2 protein-coding genes are annotated in these 2,035 nt (G+C 70.7%); both read right to left on the reverse strand.

The features are described from left to right. Positions 1–87: 87 nt before the first annotated feature. A complete protein-coding gene (locus FL311_RS42810; protein WP_141333394.1) occupies positions 88–1,704 on the reverse strand; it encodes a phospholipase D-like domain-containing protein in 1,617 nt (538 codons plus the stop codon). A 72-nt stretch (positions 1,705–1,776) separates the two neighbouring features. Next, the gene (locus FL311_RS42815; protein WP_074953960.1) at positions 1,777–2,013 is read right to left on the reverse strand and encodes a chaperonin; all 237 of its coding nucleotides are present in this window, start codon (positions 2,011–2,013) and stop codon (positions 1,777–1,779) included. Positions 2,014–2,035: the final 22 nt, after the last annotated feature.

Raw genomic sequence — 2,035 nt, forward strand, 5'->3', positions numbered from 1 at the left:
GCGCCCGGCCGCCGCCCGGGTGTGGGTGACACTGCCGAGCCTCGGCACACCCACCCGACGGGTGACACCCCGGGAGTGACGGGCGCGTCACCCTCCGCCGTACTGGCCGCCCCCCTCGGAGTCCGCGTCCGCGGGGAGGATGGCCCGGTGGGGCCGCTCCTCGGCCGCGCCCACCAGCCAGCGCGACAGCAGGCGGATGCCGGAGGCGAACAGCCCGTCCTCGCCGCCGCGCAGCGCCTCGAAGAGGGACTCGTCCAGCACGGAGTCCTCCGGGTCGATGACCAGGTCCTCGGGCTCCAGCGACTTGAGCAGCGGGCTCTGGTCGAACACCGTCTCCATGGGGTGCGGACGCAGCCGGTGCAGCCCCGCGCTCGCCACCGCGTCCAGCCAGTCCACCAGCCCCGCGTCCGCGCGCATCAGCGGCGCCAGCGTCTCCGCGCCGGACAGCCCCGCGTGCTCGGCCATCAACGACACCCGCACGCGGCGGATGGCGCGCGACACCGCGTCCCCATGGGCCTCCGCCTCCCAGCTCAGGTTCAGCTCCGAGTCCAACCCCAGGCTGCGGTTGGTGGTGTTGGCCGAGCCCAGCGTGAGGAAGCGGTCGTCCACCACCATCACCTTCGAGTGGATGTAGGTATAGACGTCCTCGCCCGTCTCTTCATCGCGCGCCGCCGAGCAGTACACGCGGAAGGTGTGGCCCGTCTCGCGCGCCACCCGCTCCAGCGCGCGCAGCAGCCGCACCTGGGCGATGCCCATGGCCAGCTGCTCGCGCAGCGCCTCGGGCTGCCTGGGCAACACCAGCACCACCTGGATGGGTGGACGCCCGGGCTCGCGGAAGCGGCGCACCAGCGCCTGGAAGATGGCGCGGGAGGAGAAGTACTGGTTCTCGATGTAGATGAACCGGTCGGCCGCCTCGATGGCGTCCAGGAACAGCGCGCGCACCTCCTGCACGGCCTCCTGGGGCGGCAGCAGCGTCTTGCCGAACGTGCGGCTGATGGCCACCGGCCCCGGCGGCGCCGGCACGCTCGAGCTGAACGTCACGTCGTCGCGCGCCACCGTCGGCAGGTGCAGCTCGCCGCCGCCCGAGTGCGCCCATCTCGCCTCGAACAGCTCCGTCAGCCGGCCCACCACCGGTCCGGTGAACACGGCCTGCACGTCGTGGTAGGGCCCATGCGGGTCCCTGCCGCTGTCGCAGCGCAGCGACGAGCCCAGCCGGTGGTCGCGGTCGTCCCAACGACAATCACAGACATCCATGCCGCCGCTGAAGGCCTGCACGCCGTCGATGACCACCAGCTTCTGGTGGTGCGCGCCATACAAGGGACTGGACGGGTCGAAGCGGAAGCGCACGCGCTCGTTCGTCGTCCAGTTGAACAAGAGGTGCTGCATCCACTCGCGCTCCATCGCGAGCAGCAGGCTGAAGTCCCACGCGAGGATGTACACGTGCAGCTCGGGGTTGGCCCGACACAGCGCGTCCAGCATGGGCAGCAGGCGGACCTCGCCGCCGCGCGCCTCCTCCAGGTCTTCCCCTCTCAGGAGCGACACGTCGCTGTCGAACTGCCAGCCCGTCATCGCGATGTAGCGCCGGGCCTTCTTCGCGGCCCGGTACAGCTCACGGTAGTAGGCGCGTCCATCCACGAGAACGCCCGCGTCGCTCGTCTCCTCCACCGTCCAGCAGTTGCGTCCGGGAATGATGATGCGCTTCACACACCCAACCCCCTCGCCGCCCTCCCCTGGCGCCACGCGCTCGTGGCGCCTTCACCGCCAAGACCCCGGCCTTCAGCCCACGAAGACGATGTGCTTGCCGGTGGCCAGCACCATGTCCTTCGAGGACATCACCTGCTTCACCTTCTTCACCTCGCCGCCCACCGTGTCGAACGCCGCCGCGATGAGGTCCCCCAGCGTCACCTGCACCTTGCGAGCGCTCTTGCCGGCGCCCGACACCGCACGGGCCGTCGTCGCCTTGACCTGCCGAGCCTTCCGGATGACCGCTCCACGCCGCTGAGTCTTCGCCATGGTTCTTCTCCAAGGATGAGGG

This window comes from Myxococcus sp. AB025B, assembly GCF_006518215.1.
GTDB lineage: Bacteria > Myxococcota > Myxococcia > Myxococcales > Myxococcaceae > Myxococcus > Myxococcus fulvus.

Excerpts from the sequence above, each read along its gene's own strand:
- FL311_RS42815 (WP_074953960.1), bottom strand. The coding sequence starts at position 2,013 with ATGGCGAAGACTCAGCGGCGTGGAGCGGTCATCCGGAAGGCTCGGCAG.